The sequence below is a fragment of the Alloalcanivorax venustensis genome (assembly GCF_047495515.1).
Lineage (GTDB): Bacteria > Pseudomonadota > Gammaproteobacteria > Pseudomonadales > Alcanivoracaceae > Alloalcanivorax > Alloalcanivorax venustensis.
In genome coordinates this window covers 3,161,727-3,178,720 of record NZ_CP179934.1, presented here as the reverse complement: position 1 = coordinate 3,178,720, position 16,994 = coordinate 3,161,727, and the positions used below count along the sequence as shown (strand labels likewise).

Annotated in this window: 12 protein-coding genes and 1 CRISPR repeat array; of the genes, 7 read left to right on the top strand and 5 right to left on the bottom strand. The window is 62.2% G+C overall.

The genetic code is table 11. The features are described 5' to 3' along the window. The first annotated feature begins 104 nt into the window (after positions 1 to 104). Positions 105 to 1,319 (top strand): sulfate adenylyltransferase, encoded by a 1,215-nt coding sequence (gene sat, locus ACMG4O_RS14880; protein ID WP_414434080.1) that lies wholly within the window; start codon positions 105 to 107, stop codon positions 1,317 to 1,319. Between the two features lie 153 nt (positions 1,320 to 1,472). On the opposite strand, the gene ACMG4O_RS14875 is transcribed toward sat, so the two are convergent. After that, on the bottom strand, positions 1,473 to 1,991 hold the full coding sequence (locus ACMG4O_RS14875; protein WP_414434079.1) for a YhcB family protein: 519 nt from the start codon (positions 1,989 to 1,991) through the stop codon (positions 1,473 to 1,475). Positions 1,992 to 2,077: 86 nt separating this feature from the next. Here ACMG4O_RS14875 and ACMG4O_RS14870 point away from each other — a divergent pair, with 86 nt between their 5' ends. The 4 genes from ACMG4O_RS14870 to ACMG4O_RS14855 all read left to right on the top strand — a co-directional run bounded on the left by ACMG4O_RS14870 (position 2,078) and on the right by ACMG4O_RS14855 (position 6,591). Further along, positions 2,078 to 2,707 (top strand): alpha/beta hydrolase, encoded by a 630-nt coding sequence (locus tag ACMG4O_RS14870; protein WP_142948898.1) that lies wholly within the window; start codon positions 2,078 to 2,080, stop codon positions 2,705 to 2,707. A gap of 78 nt (positions 2,708 to 2,785) precedes the next feature. Continuing rightward, positions 2,786 to 3,874: a cell division protein ZapE gene (gene zapE, locus ACMG4O_RS14865; RefSeq protein ID WP_414434078.1), complete on the top strand. Its 1,089-nt coding sequence runs from the start codon at positions 2,786 to 2,788 to the stop codon at positions 3,872 to 3,874. A gap of 73 nt (positions 3,875 to 3,947) precedes the next feature. Next, the gene (locus tag ACMG4O_RS14860) at positions 3,948 to 5,093 is read left to right on the top strand and encodes an acyl-CoA dehydrogenase family protein (RefSeq protein ID WP_142948896.1); all 1,146 of its coding nucleotides are present in this window, start codon (positions 3,948 to 3,950) and stop codon (positions 5,091 to 5,093) included. A 229-nt stretch (positions 5,094 to 5,322) separates the two neighbouring features. Then, on the top strand, positions 5,323 to 6,591 hold the full coding sequence (locus ACMG4O_RS14855) for an OmpP1/FadL family transporter (RefSeq protein ID WP_414434077.1): 1,269 nt from the start codon (positions 5,323 to 5,325) through the stop codon (positions 6,589 to 6,591). Positions 6,592 to 6,686: 95 nt separating this feature from the next. Here ACMG4O_RS14855 and ACMG4O_RS14850 read toward each other — a convergent pair whose 3' ends face one another. Continuing rightward, a complete protein-coding gene (locus tag ACMG4O_RS14850) occupies positions 6,687 to 6,983 on the bottom strand; it encodes a HigA family addiction module antitoxin (protein ID WP_194855070.1) in 297 nt (98 codons plus the stop codon). A 9-nt stretch (positions 6,984 to 6,992) separates the two neighbouring features. Continuing rightward, entirely contained in the window at positions 6,993 to 7,121 is a 129-nt protein-coding gene (locus tag ACMG4O_RS14845) for a type II toxin-antitoxin system RelE/ParE family toxin (protein ID WP_414434867.1), read from the bottom strand. 587 nt (positions 7,122 to 7,708) lie between these two features. Next, positions 7,709 to 11,583: direct repeats of the CRISPR family, unit length 29 nt; unit sequence CTGTTCCCCGCACGGGCGGGGATAAACCG. Between the two features lie 703 nt (positions 11,584 to 12,286). On the opposite strand from ACMG4O_RS14845, the gene ACMG4O_RS14840 reads away from it, so the two are divergent. Further along, complete coding sequence (locus tag ACMG4O_RS14840; protein ID WP_414434076.1) at positions 12,287 to 13,249, top strand: helix-turn-helix transcriptional regulator; 963 nt, start codon at positions 12,287 to 12,289, stop codon at positions 13,247 to 13,249. A 22-nt stretch (positions 13,250 to 13,271) separates the two neighbouring features. On the opposite strand, the gene ACMG4O_RS14835 is transcribed toward ACMG4O_RS14840, so the two are convergent. After that, positions 13,272 to 13,700 carry a type II toxin-antitoxin system VapC family toxin gene (locus tag ACMG4O_RS14835; protein WP_194855072.1) on the bottom strand — a complete coding sequence of 143 codons (429 nt, stop codon included), beginning with the start codon at positions 13,698 to 13,700 and terminating at the stop codon, positions 13,272 to 13,274. Continuing rightward, a complete protein-coding gene (locus ACMG4O_RS14830) occupies positions 13,697 to 13,990 on the bottom strand; it encodes a type II toxin-antitoxin system Phd/YefM family antitoxin (RefSeq protein WP_414434075.1) in 294 nt (97 codons plus the stop codon). Before ACMG4O_RS14830 ends, ACMG4O_RS14835 begins: the two co-directional genes overlap by 4 nt. A 129-nt stretch (positions 13,991 to 14,119) precedes the next feature. Here ACMG4O_RS14830 and cas3 point away from each other — a divergent pair, with 129 nt between their 5' ends. After that, a complete protein-coding gene (gene cas3, locus ACMG4O_RS14825) occupies positions 14,120 to 16,846 on the top strand; it encodes a CRISPR-associated helicase Cas3' (protein ID WP_414434074.1) in 2,727 nt (908 codons plus the stop codon). Positions 16,847 to 16,994 lie beyond the last annotated feature (148 nt).

The window sequence follows — 16,994 nt, the reverse complement described above, 5'->3', positions numbered from 1 at the left end:
TATAAGCACCAAACCGAAAGTTCTTAGCAGCGGTGGAGGGCCCCGGACGCGGGCCGGTATAATCCGCCGCCATCACAGACACAACCGACCATTAGGGAGCGAACATGTCGCAATTGGTGAAACCCCACGGCAGCGAAACGCTGAACATCCGGCTGCTGGAAGGCGCCGAACGGGAAAGCGCGCTGGCCGCGGCCAGTGCGCTGCCGAAAATCACCCTCAGTTCCCGTGAGCGCGGCGATCTGATCATGCTCGGCATCGGCGGTTTCACGCCGCTGGACGGCTTCATGGGGAAAGCCGACTGGCAGGGGGTGTGCGACAACATGACGCTGGCCAACGGCGTGTTCTGGCCGATCCCGATCACCCTGTCCACCGACCAGGCCACCGCCGACAGTCTGGCCGAAGGCGAGGAAGTCGCGCTGGTCGACGGTAACGGCGACATCATGGGCTCCATGTTGGTGAACGAGAAGTACACCATCGACAAGGCCCACGAGTGCCAGCAGGTGTTCAAGACCACCGACGAAGAGCACCCGGGCGTGAAAATGGTCCTCGCCCAGGGCGACGTCAACCTGGCCGGCCCGGTGAAGGTATTCAGCCAGGGCGACTTCCCGGAGAAGTACGCGGGCATCTACATGACGCCCACCGAAACCCGCGCCATGTTCGAGCAGCGCGGCTGGAAAAGCGTCGCCGCCTTCCAGACCCGCAACCCCATGCACCGCTCCCACGAGCACCTGGCCAAGATCGCCATCGAAATCTGCGACGGCGTGATGGTGCACTCGCTGCTGGGTAACCTGAAGCCCGGTGATATTCCGGCGGAAGTGCGCCAGGAAGCGATCAGCACCCTGGTCGAGCACTACTTCGTGGAGAACACCGTAGTGCAGTCCGGCTACCCGCTGGACATGCGTTACGCCGGCCCCCGCGAGGCGCTGCTGCACGCCCTGTTCCGCCAGAACTACGGCTGCTCGCACCTGATCGTCGGCCGTGACCACGCCGGCGTGGGCGACTACTACGGCCCGTTCGACGCCCACCACATCTTCGACGAGATCCCCAACGACGCGCTGATCACCCAGCCGCTGAAGATCGACTGGACCTTCTGGTGCGACAAGTGCGGCACCATGGCCAGCATGCGCACCTGCCCGCACACCGCCGACGACCGCGTACTGGTCAGCGGCACCAAGCTGCGCAAGCTGCTCAGCGAAGGCGGCGACGTGCCGGACAACTTCAGCCGCCCGGAAGTGCTGGAAGTGCTGCGCAACTACTACCAGGGCCTGCAGGAACACGAAAAAGTGAAGGTGGAGCTGAAAGGCCACTCGGCCCGCTAAGCCCCGCGCTCTTCAGGCAAATAAAAAACCCGGCTCAAAGCCGGGTTTTTTTATGGCTTCGCTGTGGGAGCGGCCCCTGTGGGAGCGGGCCCCGCCCGCGAAAGGCCGGCAAAGCCGGCCGGCAGGATCCCAGAGCCCTATTTAACTCGCTTCTCAGCGCGGCTTATCGCTGTCATCGTCATCACTGCCCACATCCGCGTAATCCCGCGGCGGCGCCACTACCGCGGCGGGCTCTTCCTCATCCCGGCCCACCGGGCTGTAAGGCCCGTCGGCCTTCTTCTTGCCCAGACCGAAATCCTCGGACAGCGTGCCCTGGGCCTTGGGCGCGTAATCCAGCGGCTGCGAGGCCGGGGTATCCGGCTCGAACGCCGCGTCCAGGTTCTTCGCCGCCGCCTTGCGCCGGCCTGCCTCGCTGCACAGACCGTGGGCGCCCTGGGACAGATGCTGATGCACCGCCCGGTAGGACTGGGTCAGGTCGTTGACCAGATCGGCGGTCTCCAGGAAGTGGCGGTCCACCTGGTCCCGGTAGTGATTAAGCGCGTTGCGGGCTTCATCACGCTCGCGAATCAGTTGGCTGCCCTGGCGCCGCGCGGGCAGCAGCCAGTATAAAACACCGGCGCCGGCCACCAGGCCGGCGAGGAAAGAGAGCAGGTGGGTTGTCAGCATATCCATGTCATACTCCTTAGCCAGCACATTGCAGCACAGTCCTAGTTGCCGCGCCAAGAAAAGCGGCCCGGAAATTGTATCGGGAGGAAACCATGAGTCGTGACCGGCTGGCCCTGGAGGGTCCGGAAGGCACCCTGGAAGCGGTGCTTGAAGGGGAAACGGAGAACCCTGCCATGATCGCCATCGTCTGCCACCCTCACCCTCAATTCGGCGGCACCATGGATAACAAAGTGGTGACCACCCTGATTCGCGCCGCCCGGGACGCGGGCGCCGCCGCCCTGCGCTTCAACTTCCGCGGCGTCGGCGAAAGCCAGGGCGCCTACAGCGACGGCATCGGCGAAGTGGAAGACCTGATCGCCGTGCACCGCTGGCTCAGCAAAAAGTACCCCGGCACCCCCCTGTGGCTGGCGGGCTTCTCGTTCGGCAGCTTCGTGGCGGCGCGCGGCGCCGAGGTGCTGGCCGCCAACGGCGAGGCGCCGGCGGCCCTGTTCCTGGTGGCCCCGCCGGTGCATCACTACGGCTTCGAGACCATCGAGAAGGTGGGCTGCCCGGTGACCGTGGTACAGGGCGAGGACGACGAGGTGGTGCCCGCGGACAAAGTGTTCCGCTGGGCGGAGAGCACTGCGCTGGCCCCGGATCTGATCCGTTTCCCGGACAGCGGCCATTTCTTCCACGGCCAGCTGGTCAACCTCCGCGAGGTGGCCTCTTCGCGGCTTCCCTGAACCGGCGCGTCCCGGGCCGTCTTGTCACCCGTGCCCGGGAACGCTACATTGACCCGCCGTTCATCATCCCGGGACATCATGACGCCTCTCGAGAAGTATCAGGCCGATCTGGCCCGCCCTGAATTCGTGCGCGACCCGGCCCAGGAAGAGGCGGTCCGTGCGCTCGATCATCTGTACCACCGCCTGCTTGAAGACCAGCCCGCCAAGGGGCTGCTGGCGCGCCTGCGCAAGAGCAAGCGCCAGCCCTACAAGGGCCTGTACATGTGGGGCGGCGTGGGGCGCGGCAAGACCTACCTGATGGACGTGTTCTTCGAGTGCCTGCCGTTCGAGGAAAAGCGGCGCATGCACTTTCACCGCTTCATGCAGAAAGTGCACCGCCAGCTGCGCGACCGCCAGGGCGAGAAAAACCCGCTCACCAGCATCGCCCGGGAATTCGCGTCCCGCTACCGGGTGCTCTGTTTCGACGAGTTTTTCGTCACCGACATCACCGACGCCATGATTCTCGGCACCCTGATGCAGACCCTGTTCGATCAGGGCGTCACCCTGGTGACCACCTCCAACATCGAGCCCGACGGCCTGTACAAGGACGGCCTGCAACGGGCCCGTTTCCTGCCCGCCATCGAAGCGCTCAAGCACCACACCCGGGTGATGAACGTGGACGGCGGTCACGATCACCGCCTGCGCCTGCTGGAGCAGGCGGAGCTGTTCCACTGCCCGCTGGGGGCCGAGGCCGACCGTTTCATGGCCGAGCGTTTCGCCGCGCTCGCGCCGGAGCACGGCCGCCACCGCGACCAGGGCAACATTCTGGTGGAAGGGCGCAAGATCGCCACGGTGAAGTCCACCGACGATGTGGTCTGGTTCGAATTCCGGGCGCTCTGCGACGGCCCGCGCAGCCAGAACGACTACATCGAAATCGCCCGGGAGTTTCACACCGTGCTGATCTCCGGCGTGGAACGCATGGGCGCCGGCAGTGACGACCGCGCGCGCCGCTTCATCAATCTGGTCGACGAATTCTATGACCGCGGCGTGAAGCTGGTGGTGGCCGCGGAGACCCCGATCGAGGACCTCTACGCCGGCGGCCGTCTGGAGTTCGAGTTCGAACGCACCCGTTCGCGCCTGCTGGAGATGCAATCGCAGGAGTACCTAGCGCGAGAGCACCTGGCCTGAGCGTTTTGGTCATTGCCCCCGGTTCCCGGGGGCTAGACACTCTGTCTCCAGTTCGAGTCAACCGGAGAGCATAATGATCCCCCGTACCCTGTTCAGTTCCGACCACGAGACGTTCCGCGACACCGTCCGCAAGTTCCTGGAAAACGAAGCCGTCCCCCACCACGAAGAGTGGGAACAAACCGGCCAGGTGCCCAAGGCGCTCTGGCGCAAGGCCGGCGAGCAGGGTTTCCTGTGTCCCATGGTGAGCGAAGAGTACGGCGGCATCGGCGCCGACTTCCTCTATAGCGTGGTGGTCAGCGAGGAGATCTCCCGGGCCGGCCTGACCGGCATCGGCTGGGGCCTGCACACCGAAATCGTGGCGCCCTATATCGAGCACTACGGTTCCGAGGAAATGAAGCAGCGCCTGCTGCCGAAGATGGTCAGTGGCGAGCTGATCGGCGCCATCGCCATGAGCGAACCGGGCGCCGGCTCCGACCTGCAGGGCGTCAAGACCAACGCCGTGAAGGACGGTGACCACTACATCCTTAACGGCTCCAAGACCTTCATCACCAACGGCCAGAACGCCGACATCGTGATCGTGGTGGCCAAGACCGACCCCAGCAAAGGCGCCAAGGGCACCAGCCTGCTGATCGTCGAAGAGGGCATGGAAGGCTTCCAGAAAGGCAAGAACCTGAAGAAAGTGGGCATGAAGGCCCAGGACACTTCGGAGTTGTTCTTCCAGGACGTGAAAGTGCCGGCGGAAAACCTGATCGGCGACGAGGGCATGGGCTTCATCTATCTGATGCAGGAACTGCCCCAGGAACGCCTCGGCATCGCCATCAACGGCCTGGCCATGGCGGAAAGCGCCTTTGAGCACACCCTGGACTACGTCAAAGAGCGCAAGGCGTTCGGCCAGCGCGTCGCTGATTTCCAGAACACCCAGTTCAAACTCGCCGAGCTGCGCACCAAGCTCGACGTGGCCCGCGCCTACGTGGACCGCTGCCTGGAGATGCACCTCAAGAAAGAGCTGGACATCCCCACCGCCGCCGGCGCCAAGTACTGGGTCACCGACCTGCAGTGCGAGATCATCGACGAGTGCCTGCAGCTGCACGGCGGCTACGGCTACATGTGGGAGTACCCGATCGCCCGCATGTACGCCGACGCCCGTGTACAGCGTATTTACGGCGGCACCAACGAAATCATGAAAACCATCATCGCCCGCGCCCTGCTGGCCGGTTGATGCCGCGCCGCCCACGGCCCCGCCCCGGGGCCGCGGGCGGCACCGCCTTTCCAAAAATGCGACCGACCGGTCGCCTTTATTTGATCAAAAACCACCAGTTTTACATTCCCCGCCTTCTCCCTACCGGGGTGCGAGTTTATTCTTACGCCACCGGTGTAAAACCCGGTAATTTTATGGTGCCCCGCGCCAGCGGAATGACGGGGCAGGGCACCGTTTTAGGCTCGATTTGATGGAGAACATTATGAAAATAAGAGGCGCATTGATCGCCGGTTCCGTGCTGTCACTGGCATCCGGTACCGCCGCCGCTTCAGGTTTTGGCGTGTCTTATCAGTCCGTATCCGCCATGGGCACCGCCTATGCCGGCTCCGCGGTACTCAGCGAGGACGCCACCAACCAATGGTACAACCCTGCCACCCTGGCCGGCCTGAACACCGCCGAGGTGTCCATCGCCGCCCACCAGGTGTGGATCGACACCACCTTTGAAGCCAACGGCGCCTCCGGCCCCGGTGATTTCGAAGACGTGGAGCCGTTCGTTGGCAGCGCCTTCCTGGCCCTGCCGTTCAACGACCGCGTGACCTTCGGCCTGGGCATCAACGCCCCCTACGGCACCAAGATCGAATACGAAGACAACTGGGGTAACGTCAATGGCGGTCTCACAGCCGGTCTTTTCCCGACGACGGGCGACCCCTATGCTCAGACGTCCGATGTACAAACCCTCAACATCAACCCAGCGGTTGGCGTCCAAATCTCCGATGACCTGCGTCTCGGCGTCGGCCTGAACTACCAGCAGATTGACGCTGATATCGAGAACTCCGCCACCCGTCTGGAAGGCGACGACGACGCCTTTGGCTGGAACGTTGGCCTGACCTACAGCCCGGACGACTACAACCACTTCGGCGTGGCCTATCGGTCAGAGATGCGTTATGACGTTGATGGTGACATCACGTATACGCAGGCAGGCGCTACGGCATCGACTTTAAATGGGAATCCTGTAGCCCCAGGGTCTTATGACGGTACAGCATCACTGGATCTGCCAGCGTCATGGCAGCTCTCTTACGTTGGGGAGCTGACAGGAAATACCCAGCTGCTGTTGGGTGTGGAACGCATGGAATGGAGCAGTCTGGATCGGTTGGTCGTGGAGTCGGACGCTCTTGCTTTCGATAGTGTTGAAGAGTTTGGTTGGGAAGATACGAACCGCTACTCCGCGGGCGTGCGGCACACCCTGCAGAACGACACCGTGCTGCGCTTCGGCCTGGCCAAGGAAGAGTCCACCCAGAGCAGTGACAACCGCTCCGCCATCTCTCCGGACTCGGACCGCATCTGGGCCACCATCGGCGCCGGCTTCAAGCCTGCCGACAACCTCAGCATCGATGTCGCCTACGCGCACATCTTCGTGGACGACGCCGACATCTCTAAAAACAGCCGTGGCGCCGTTCTCGACGGCACCTACGAGCTGGACGCCAACGTCATCGGCGCGCAGTTGAACTACCAGTTCTAAGCGACACTGTTGAGAAGAGCCCGGCAGCGTTCTCGTTGCCGGGCACCAAAAAGGCGAACCCGAGGGTTCGCCTTTTTTGTTTGTGCCGGTACCGTCTACACCGCAGTGCGAATGTCCTCGGGCTCCCCTTGCTGGCGGGCTTTCCAAAGATCGTGCTGCATCTGCTCATGAAGCCACGTTTCTGCCCGGGCGCCACGCTTCGGGCCGCCGAGCCAGATCTCAAGGCGCCGGGCCAGATCAATGGAAACGGCTGCTTTGCCGTTGAGGACGCGAGATAAGGCCACCCGGGACACGCCAAGCTGACGGGCCGCCTCGGTAACGCTGAGGCCCAGGGCTGGAAGAACATCCTCACGCAGGGTTTCTCCGGGGTGGGGAGGATTGAACATATCCATGGTGACCTCCTAATGGTAGTCCTGATAGTCAACGAGGATGGCGTCGCCGTCCTCGAATTTAAAGGTTAGCCGCCAGTTACCACTGATCGAGACGGCGTAATGACCGGCTAAGGCACCTTTCAGCGAGTGAACCCCCATCCTGGAGAATCCATCTCCTTCGGCGACGCACAGACGTTGAGTCGGGCCAGTTGGCGGCGGAGCTTCGGGGCATGGTTTGCCTGAATACCGACTGTGCTGCCGGTGGTAAAGAAACTTCTTCAGTCCCTTATGGTGAAAACTCTTAATCATTGACTTCCCCTATCAATGCGGCTCAACTGTATCGTGTAACGCGTCGAGATACAAACAGGAGTGAGTAGAGCAATGGATGTTCAACAGGTGACAAAGTCACAGTTCAAGAGCCGGGCCTCGGAGTTGTTTCGTAAGATTGAGGAATCCGGTTTAACCGTGGTGGTGACCGACCAGGGCAGGCCCGTTGTGGAGGTTCGCAGGTGCCGCAGGAATCAGCGCTCTCCTCTTGAGGTACTCCGAAATAGCGTGGTGGATTTCAAGCGACCGACCGAACCAATCTAATGGGCTCGCAACCTGTCTGTGGTTGCAAAAGAACATTGACTGCACTGAGATACGAGTTAGATGCTCTTTAAAAATGCGGTCAAAATTCGTACAGGATGTTTGGTGGAAAATCTCGCTCCCGATTTTTCCTTATAAAACAATCATGTACATTTAGACTGTTCCCCGCACGGGCGGGGATAAACCGGCGTCATTCGTCGCTCGATGGAGCCGTACATCCTGTTCCCCGCACGGGCGGGGATAAACCGAGGCGACACACTACGATACCGCCATTGGCATGCTGTTCCCCGCACGGGCGGGGATAAACCGCACGCCGGAGCTGTTGTTCTTCTGGACGGGTCCTGTTCCCCGCACGGGCGGGGATAAACCGTCTGGTGGAGGAACACCTGCGGGTTGAGTGTACTGTTCCCCGCACGGGCGGGGATAAACCGGAAAAGGAACAGCGCAAGTCCCTCGGCCAGCACTGTTCCCCGCACGGGCGGGGATAAACCGCCCAATCGTTCGTCTTGGAGGTGGAGTGATGCCTGTTCCCCGCACGGGCGGGGATAAACCGCGTCACGAAGCCCGCCACCCGGCGGGCTTTTTCTGTTCCCCGCACGGGCGGGGATAAACCGCGCCTGGGCTGAAAGGGCCGCTGTTCGATCTCCTGTTCCCCGCACGGGCGGGGATAAACCGAGGCGGCGCTATCCCTTCCCATCGAGAACCCTCTGTTCCCCGCACGGGCGGGGATAAACCGTGCGGTTCATAATCCAGGCGTTGAACTTGTTACTGTTCCCCGCACGGGCGGGGATAAACCGACCGACCTGGCCATCCTGCGGGAGGCGGGCTTCTGTTCCCCGCACGGGCGGGGATAAACCGGCGAAGCTCCTTCCGGGGTCCGGGGTTCTGACCTGTTCCCCGCACGGGCGGGGATAAACCGCGGTAGGCGGTAAAATTCACCGTGGCCGGCGGCTGTTCCCCGCACGGGCGGGGATAAACCGGCGGCGACCTCGCCGGCCTCCCACATTTCCCGCTGTTCCCCGCACGGGCGGGGATAAACCGTATGGCGCCGGGTGCTGTCCCGGAACCGGCAGCTGTTCCCCGCACGGGCGGGGATAAACCGTGAACGGTCCCGAAAAGACCGCGTTCTTCCAACTGTTCCCCGCACGGGCGGGGATAAACCGTATTGTGGAGGCTGCGACTATGAGCAGCGAGTCTGTTCCCCGCACGGGCGGGGATAAACCGTGTCGTTCAGCTCCTCCTGGCTTTCGGTCACCCTGTTCCCCGCACGGGCGGGGATAAACCGAAGGCGCGGCGCCGGCATACCGTGGCCGGCGTCTGTTCCCCGCACGGGCGGGGATAAACCGCGTCGGCTTTAACCCTGCGTCATCGCCTGAATCTGTTCCCCGCACGGGCGGGGATAAACCGCAGCACGGAAGGGGTACCCGTCAGGGTAACCCCTGTTCCCCGCACGGGCGGGGATAAACCGCGCGCCTACGAGTCCCAGGAATTGGCGCGCAACTGTTCCCCGCACGGGCGGGGATAAACCGCAGCTGGCGCGGGCGGATCGCTCCGGGAAGCCCTGTTCCCCGCACGGGCGGGGATAAACCGTCGGTGATGATCTTGGGGAGAGCGACACCTTCCTGTTCCCCGCACGGGCGGGGATAAACCGTCTGCCAACAGCGGCATCCGACCCTTGGTCAGCTGTTCCCCGCACGGGCGGGGATAAACCGACGTTCATACTCGGTCTCCTTCAGTGTGTATTCTGTTCCCCGCACGGGCGGGGATAAACCGCACTACCAGGTGGGGGCGGATTGGTACAACGCCTGTTCCCCGCACGGGCGGGGATAAACCGCCTTCCAGGATGGCAGCCTTCCCGGTACTTCCCTGTTCCCCGCACGGGCGGGGATAAACCGACCTTGTGGTTACTAAAGGTAATTATCGCGGCCTGTTCCCCGCACGGGCGGGGATAAACCGGCCCAGGCGCCGCCGTTCGTCGCGCAGACGCCCCTGTTCCCCGCACGGGCGGGGATAAACCGTCAGCACGTCGACACGCCAGGCGGTAGAGGACCTGTTCCCCGCACGGGCGGGGATAAACCGCCGGCTGGTTCGTGCTGGATAAAACCGAGCGCCTGTTCCCCGCACGGGCGGGGATAAACCGCGGAACTCGACGCGCGCGCTGAGGCCGCTGAACTGTTCCCCGCACGGGCGGGGATAAACCGGAGGCCGAGGCGGTCGACCCGCGCGCGGCCTTCCTGTTCCCCGCACGGGCGGGGATAAACCGTGGTCGGTCAACAGTTTCGAGGGCTTGAAGCGCTGTTCCCCGCACGGGCGGGGATAAACCGATGCTCGTGACGCTCATCGAGATGAGCCGCGACTGTTCCCCGCACGGGCGGGGATAAACCGTAGAGGGACAGCGGGCCGAGCGGCAGCCGGAACTGTTCCCCGCACGGGCGGGGATAAACCGTGGCCGGACGCAGGTGCTGTTGCTGGCCCCCGCTGTTCCCCGCACGGGCGGGGATAAACCGGCACGGTAGCCACATCGTGGATCGAGCCTAACCTGTTCCCCGCACGGGCGGGGATAAACCGGTTCGCGGTTCAGATACCGTGCATACGGGTGCCTGTTCCCCGCACGGGCGGGGATAAACCGTCACGCATGATCACCATCGCTCTGTCGGTTCTCTGTTCCCCGCACGGGCGGGGATAAACCGGCGGGGCGGACCCCGCAAAACAACAGATCAGCCTGTTCCCCGCACGGGCGGGGATAAACCGCGGTTTTCCGCGCTCAATCATCAGGCCGAATCCTGTTCCCCGCACGGGCGGGGATAAACCGTTCAACGTCACCGCCCTGTTGCGTGGTGACGCCTGTTCCCCGCACGGGCGGGGATAAACCGACCCTCTGCATCTACCACAACAACTGCGCCGACTGTTCCCCGCACGGGCGGGGATAAACCGGATTTGGCACCGCCGAACAGGCCTACGCGATGCTGTTCCCCGCACGGGCGGGGATAAACCGATAGACGGCGACTGGAGCGTCTGCGGCGTGGTCTGTTCCCCGCACGGGCGGGGATAAACCGGAGGACTCCGCTCCGCCAGCCGGTGTTACTTGCTGTTCCCCGCACGGGCGGGGATAAACCGGTGGTGGGCTCGCTGACCTACTACTGGATCCGCTGTTCCCCGCACGGGCGGGGATAAACCGGATGATTTCGGTATAGCGAGTACCGCCGCGAGCTGTTCCCCGCACGGGCGGGGATAAACCGAAACCGCCCGCCAGGAGGCGCAGGCAAAAGCTCTGTTCCCCGCACGGGCGGGGATAAACCGCCGCCCGGGTAGCTTTTCAGATCCCACCGGTTCTGTTCCCCGCACGGGCGGGGATAAACCGTATGCCTGATCCTGACGCCCGCGCGCCACTAGCCTGTTCCCCGCACGGGCGGGGATAAACCGGTACATGACCGGTCGGGGTGGGTTCCTGTGGGCTGTTCCCCGCACAGGCGGGGATAAACCGTGCCACCACTTCCGCCCCGTGAGCCACATGCACTGTTCCCCGCACAGGCGGGGATAAACCGCCGGCGGCGATCGCCCGGGCGGTGATGTGGCGCTGTTCCCCGCACAGGCGGGGATAAACCGCCGATCAGGTCCAGATTGATGGTGATTACAGTCTGTTCCCCGCACAGGCGGGGATAAACCGCGGATTCTCCACCAGCAGCTCATCGCGCAGATCTGTTCCCCGCACGGGCGGGGATAAACCGGTGTCCGAGGCCGTGCTGGTCTCGGCGGGCATCTGTTCCCCGCACGGGCGGGGATAAACCGAAATACGAGCCGCGCCTGATCAAAAGCTGGCCCTGTTCCCCGCGCGGGCGGGGATAAACCGAGGTTGGGGTTGTTGGTGAGGCCGGCGCTGGTCTGTTCCCTGCACCTGCGGGGATGAACCGAACATCCGGCGGATAAACGCCCGGTCGCGGGTCTGTTCCCCACATCTGCGGGGATAAACCGGACTACAAGCCCTCGCACAACTCCTGAGAGGACTGTTCCCTGCACCTGCGGGGATAAACCGTCGATGCCGTCAGTGAGCGGCCGCAGGCGGATCTGTTCCCCGCACTTGCGGGGTAGTAAGGGCGAGCCGTGGCGATATAGCAGACCTTTCGTAGCCCGGTTCGCACCTTTACACTGGCGCGCGGCCATAGAGCCGATACATCAATAAACGAAAGGAGGATGCAATGAGGGGGATGTTGCTTGCCCTGGCGTCGTGCGCTGTTTTGGCTGGTTGTAGCACTGCTGGACCCTATGTCACGAACATTTCCAGCGATGGGGATAATGGCGTTAACGTCGAAAAGTGCGCCGTGAAGTTCAATTCCTTCACCGGTACGGTGTCGACCGCTGAATGCACGTCACAGCACATTAGATTGCGCCGGTAGATCGGATTATCAGCGCCACCTGGCCCGTCTCTTCGGCGGGCTTTTGGTTTCTTGGGAGAGCAGAAAAAGACTCAGGCTGAGTCGGTGGCCGAGAAAGATCGGAGGGATTACGCTGCTGGTTCTTGCTGGCCCAGCGCTCGAAAGAGACCCCACGGGCCGGCTCCCGTGGGCAGCGTGCGCACCTGGTGGCCCTAATGCCGGGGGCGGCACATGCGCAAGCCGCCGCTATTATATGAAATTCGCCCCGCTGATCCAGGAATAGATCAGTCCGCAGGGGAGTTGTGACATAAGTCACAAAGAGCTAGAGTCAAACCACTAATAAAAAACGCATAAGGATTTGCCGTGACCCGCCTTGAACGCTTTTATCGCATTCACGGCATGTTGCGTCACGCTCGGCGTCCCGTACCCATGCGGCGTTTTACCGAAGAATTGGGGATAACTCGTAATACCGTCACCCAGGATTTTCAGTATCTACGGGACTTCTTCGGTGCGCCCATCGTCTACGATCGTGAACGCAACGGCCACCACTACGACCCGGAAGCCCCGGAATTCGAGCTGCCCGGTTTCTGGATGAACGCCAGCGAGCTATACGCGCTGCTGGCCTGCGAGCAGCTACTCGAATCCGTGCAACCTGGTTTGATGGGCCACCGGCTCACGCCCTTGCGCCAGCGGGTTCGTCGTTTGCTGGGTGATGCGGGCGATCACGCCGAGCGTTTGAGCGACAAAGTGCGGCTGCAAGCCGTACAGCAGCGTGCGGTAGCCAACCACATCTTTATTTCCGCTGCCGATGCCACCCTGGCTAGCAAGCGTCTCATCATTCGTTATATGCCACGCAGCCGTGACCACCACGGTGAGCGGACCGTGCATCCCCAGCGGTTGCTGCATTACCGGCATAACTGGTATCTGCTTGCCGATTGCGAGCAGGCGTGTGATTTACGGCTGTTTTCCTTGGACCGGATTGTCGCGTTTGAGGTCTCGGATGAGCCTGCCCGTGAGGTTTCCGTGGACCGATTGGATCAGTTCATGGACGACAGTTTCGGGCTGTTTTCCGGTGAGCCTGCTGCCGAGGCACACCTGCGCTTTTCGCCTCGGGCGGCGCGCTGGGTGGCCGATGAATGCTGGCATCCGGATCAGGCAGGCGAGTGGCGGGATGACGGTTACCACCTGCGAATACCGTATTCCGACCCGACCGAGCTGACTATGGAGGTGCTCCGTTACGGTCCGGATGTGGAGGTGTTGGGCCCGAAGGCGTTACGAGAGGGGGTGCGTGATCGCTTAGATCGCGCTTTGAACGTATATAAGTAGGGGCGATGGCTATGAAATGGGGCTACAACGAGGACAGGCCCAGCTCTTGGGCCGCCGCGAGAAGCTTTTTATCAAAAGCGGCGAAGATCATGGGTTTGCGTATCGGTTTAATGCTTCTTACCCGGTCCGCACCGGCCAAGTGAACACTGTCGTACCCACGCAGCCCGTGGCGGGCGGCCAGTTCTCCGGCGCGGCGGACCATGGGTATGTCGATATTGACGGTGCGCACCGTGATCCAGTCCCGCTCAAATTGCTCTTGATACTGGATCAGTTCCGCGTCGGTGATGCGCTGCATCCTGTGGGCTCTGGCCAGAGCCGCCCGCATTTCGACGTAGGTGATCAGATGCGTACAGATTACGCCCGCCTTATCGATCGCCTCCCGAGTCCGGTCGCCGCCATCTTCGTCGAGGTACAGCTTCAAGAACGCGGACGTGTCCAGATACACGATCATTCGCGTACCCAATCAATCAGGTCGTCACTGCTAGGGGTGCCGGGCCGGGCCGGCGCGGGGTGCCGAACACCGCGCGGTTTCTCGCCGGGCGTCGTGGCGGGGTTCACCCAGGTTTGCGACTCAAGCCGCTCAATGAACGCTTGGTCTGACTCGTCGCCGGCTTCTTGGGTATCACCTGACAGGCGCGCGATAACGCGGCCACGGGAGGTAACCCGGATGTCCTCGCCTGCCTGTACTCGGCGCAAGTATTCGGACAGATGGTTTTTAAGGTCGCGTACCGAGACATCCATTGACAGAGCCCTCTTGTGGCTACATTTGCGATATTGTAGCCACAATACTGGCAGGATATCCAGTGATGCCGTTTGGTGGGCAGAGGGAGTGCTACGTTGCTGTCGACCAACGGACATTGAGGCGTGAACTTGGACTGGAAAGATGCACCGTGCTTCTTCCGTTACTGGGGGAAGGCGAAGCCGAGCGGAGACCAGAACGGTGAGAATCCTTGTCACCTGCTGCCATTCCACAGTCTGGATGTGGCGGCGGTGGGTTATCACTTACTGGCGCCGCATACGGCTCGCTGCCAAGAACTGGCCTCAGCGATGTCGCTGGAGCCGGAACAACTACGGTCCCTGTTTGTATTCAGCCTGGCTCTGCATGACTTGGGTAAATTTGCTCGGGCGTTTCAGTCCCTGGCCGACCCGGACTTGCCGGAACTGGTTAAGCCAGATGCCTCCCTGGCTTACGGTACGGCGGAATGGCCCCATCACAGTGAAGCGGGCGCCGTGTTCCTAAAAGCCTTCTTGAAAGACGAACTCAAGCGAGAGGGGCTGCGAGCCTGGGGATGGAGTGCGTCGGGCAGTGATGCCAAAAGCTTTCTACGTGTCTTGTTGGGCATGGCATTCGGGCACCACGGCAAGCCGGTGGACGCCGGAAACAATAGGACACCGTCGCCGGGGTTTTCCGAAGACCATCAGGCCGCGTGGGAATATACATGCGAAGTCGCGAGCTGGCTTCGTCCGCAGTGGCCTGAGCAGCTTGTACAGGATAGGAATTGGCTCAAGCAGTTCAGAAGGCTGACCTGGCATCTGGCGGGTTTCGCGGTGTTGGCGGACTGGCTGGGGTCTGATCAGTCCGTATTCCCCTATCAGGCCACGCCGCAGGCGCTGGGTGATTACTGGCAGGGCAGCGCGCTGCCCAGGGCTGAGCTGGCGCTGGCAGCACTGGGTTTTGGCGCGCCGCTTGCCCCGTCTTCCTTTCCGGGAGTACGACGTTTCTTTGGTTTTGAGCCGACGCCGTTGCAGCAGTGGGCGCAGGATCTGCCCTGGCGGCCCGGCCCGCAATTGTTTGTTCTGGAAGACGTTACCGGCGCCGGGAAGACCGAAGCCGCCATGACATTAGTGCATCGTCTTCTGGAGCACGGCCAGGCGCGGGGTGTGTATTTCGGTTTGCCCACCATGGCCACCTCCAACGCCATGTATGGGCGCGTGGCTGATATCTACCGTCGCTGGTTCGACGAACAACAGGTGCCCAATCTGGTACTCGCCCATGGGGCGCGTCACCTGAACACTGACTTCGCTCACTCGGTGGTGTCCGAGCAGGCGCGGGATCATGCTTATGGCGACGGCGAGCAAACGGCATCCGCTGCCTGTAATCAATGGTTCGCCGATTCGCGCAAGAAGGCTTTGTTGGCGGATGTCGGCGTGGGCACCGTGGATCAGGCCCTGATGGCGGTGTTGCCATTCAAGCACCAGACCCTGCGTTTGATTGGTCTGGCCAACAAGGTGCTGGTGGTGGATGAAGTCCACGCCTGTGACGACTACATGGCCGGATTACTGGAAGCCGTCCTGCAGGCCCACGCCCAACAGGGCGGCAGCGCCATTTTGCTTACCGCTACCTTGCCCCACTCCATGAAGCGCAACCTGGTTGCGGCTTACCAAAAAGGCCGGGGCCTGGCTGCGGAGGTCGTGGAAGAACAGCCATCTTTCCCGCTGGCCACCCGGGTTACCGATCAGAGCCTGGAGCAGACGCCTCTCGCCACCCGTGACAGCGTGATTCGCCGGGTGGCGGTGGAAATGTTCAGCAAACCGAAGGCGGTGATCGAGCATCTGCTGGATACGGCAGAGAGCGGCCAGTGCGGTTGCTGGATACGCAACACCGTGGACGATGCCATCTGGGCGTACCAGGCTCTCCGCGAACGGGCGCCGGACCCGGACAAAGTCGTGCTTTTTCACAGTCGCTTTGTCATAGCGGACCGCCAGACCATAGAACAAGCGGCACTGGAACGGTTCGGCAAGACGTCCACTGCCGAAACCCGCGCCGGCTGGATTCTGATTAGCACCCAGGTGGTGGAGCAATCCCTGGACCTGGACTTCGATCAGATGATCAGCGACCTGGCGCCCATGGACTTGCTGATTCAGCGCGCCGGGCGTCTGCACCGACATCGCCGGGATGGCAGCGGCAATCCCGTGGATACTGACGATCAGCGCCCATCGCCGGTGCTGCATCTGTTCACGCCGCCGTATGAAAGCCGGCCGGCCTCTGACTGGCTTTCCGCCCATTTGCCGGGGACCGGTGCCGTATACCGCGACCACGGCCAGCTCTGGCTAACCCTGCGGACCCTGCTCGATGAGGGCGGCATTGATATGCCCGGTCGCGCCCGTCACTTGATCGAATCCGTGTTCGGTGAAGACGCTGAGTCCTGGATTCCCGAAGGGTTGCAACAACGCCATCTGGATCAGGAAGGCGAGCGCAGCAGCCGCCGAGCCATGGCGGGCTTCAACCGTTTGAAAATGGACCAGGGCTACAGCACCCAGGCTAGCCATGGCTGGATGGATGACCTGCATCTCGACATCGGTACCCGTCTGAACGAGGAGCCCAGCATCACCGTCACCTTGGTACGTCAAGATGAGGATGGTGCCTTGAAGCCCTGGGTCGACGCGGGGCCGTTTTCCTGGGAGCGAAGCCAACTGCAAGCCCGCGAATCCCTCGCAAGACGTCTGCCCGACTGGCCGCAGCCGCTAGCGGCTCAGCGCGATGCGCTGGTGGAACGCTTTCCAGGCTTGAAGTTCAGCCAGTTGTGGTTGGCTGATGCCGGGGTTGGGGAAATCGCTTACAGCGCCGTCCTTGGCTTGCACAAGAAGCCCCGCTAGCGCGGGGAACGTAAGTGACTGTTTTTACTGGCAACAGCAAAAACAGGTTCATCCCCAAGTGCTTGAGGAAGAGATCGCAAGTTTAGCATGTAAAGGACGGGGCTTGAAATGCAACAGCTAAAACCTTTAATATTTCCTTGCTCCATAA

Coding starts and splice junctions, on each gene's coding strand:
- sat (WP_414434080.1), top strand. CDS start 105: ATGTCGCAATTGGTGAAACCCCACGGCAGCGAAACGCTGAACATCCGG.
- ACMG4O_RS14875 (WP_414434079.1), bottom strand. CDS start 1,991: ATGGATATGCTGACAACCCACCTGCTCTCTTTCCTCGCCGGCCTGGTG.
- ACMG4O_RS14870 (WP_142948898.1), top strand. CDS start 2,078: ATGAGTCGTGACCGGCTGGCCCTGGAGGGTCCGGAAGGCACCCTGGAA.
- zapE (WP_414434078.1), top strand. CDS start 2,786: ATGACGCCTCTCGAGAAGTATCAGGCCGATCTGGCCCGCCCTGAATTC.
- ACMG4O_RS14860 (WP_142948896.1), top strand. CDS start 3,948: ATGATCCCCCGTACCCTGTTCAGTTCCGACCACGAGACGTTCCGCGAC.
- ACMG4O_RS14855 (WP_414434077.1), top strand. CDS start 5,323: ATGGAGAACATTATGAAAATAAGAGGCGCATTGATCGCCGGTTCCGTG.
- ACMG4O_RS14850 (WP_194855070.1), bottom strand. CDS start 6,983: ATGGATATGTTCAATCCTCCCCACCCCGGAGAAACCCTGCGTGAGGAT.
- ACMG4O_RS14845 (WP_414434867.1), bottom strand. CDS start 7,121: ATGGGGGTTCACTCGCTGAAAGGTGCCTTAGCCGGTCATTACGCCGTC.
- ACMG4O_RS14835 (WP_194855072.1), bottom strand. CDS start 13,700: ATGATCGTGTATCTGGACACGTCCGCGTTCTTGAAGCTGTACCTCGAC.
- ACMG4O_RS14830 (WP_414434075.1), bottom strand. CDS start 13,990: ATGGATGTCTCGGTACGCGACCTTAAAAACCATCTGTCCGAATACTTG.